This is a genomic window from Pseudoroseomonas ludipueritiae (genome assembly GCF_014490445.1).
GTDB classification, from domain to species: domain Bacteria; phylum Pseudomonadota; class Alphaproteobacteria; order Acetobacterales; family Acetobacteraceae; genus Pseudoroseomonas; species Pseudoroseomonas ludipueritiae.
On the sequence record NZ_JACTUZ010000391.1, the window covers coordinates 1 to 573 of the forward strand.

1 pseudogene is annotated in these 573 nt (G+C 78.9%); it reads left to right on the forward strand.

What is annotated here, in order from left to right:
- Positions 1-40: 40 nt before the first annotated feature.
- Positions 41-573: pseudogene (locus tag IBL25_RS26565) on the forward strand (hypothetical protein); the annotation flags it as partial.

The window sequence follows — 573 nt, forward strand, 5'->3', positions numbered from 1 at the left end:
CGCCGCCGCCGATCCGGCCCCCGCGCCGGAGGCAGCGCCCATGGCCGCGCCGGAACCAGCGGCCGCCAGCCCGGCGCCGGTCGAAGCCAGCGAAGCCAAGGACCCACCATTGGCCGAGATGCTGCCCGGCAAGCTGGGCGAATTGGCGCCCTCGGATGCGGAAGCCCCGCCGCCGGAGGCCGCCCTGGTCCAGCCGCCCGCTGCCGGCAGCACCGAGGCACCGGTTGCCACCCTGCCGGGCGGCGCCCCTGAACCCATCCGGGCGGCGGCGGACTCGCAGCCGCCCACGCCCGCCGATGCCGCCCCGGTGGCCGCGAGTTCCGAGCGGCCCGAGCAGCCTCCTGTGGCCGCCGAGGCCGGGGCAGTGCCTGGCGCCACGGCGGTCATCACCGCCCCGGCGGAGCATGCCCAGCAGGCTCCTGCCGCCGTTGATGCCCTGCCGGTGCCCAGCGCGACCGCCGCAACCACCGCTCCGGCTGAGCATGTTCCCCAGGCTGCTGCCGATGCCGGTGCCCCGACCCCGGAGGCACCGGTCGCGGCACCGGCGGCGCGCAGCCCGCAGGCCGCTGCGGC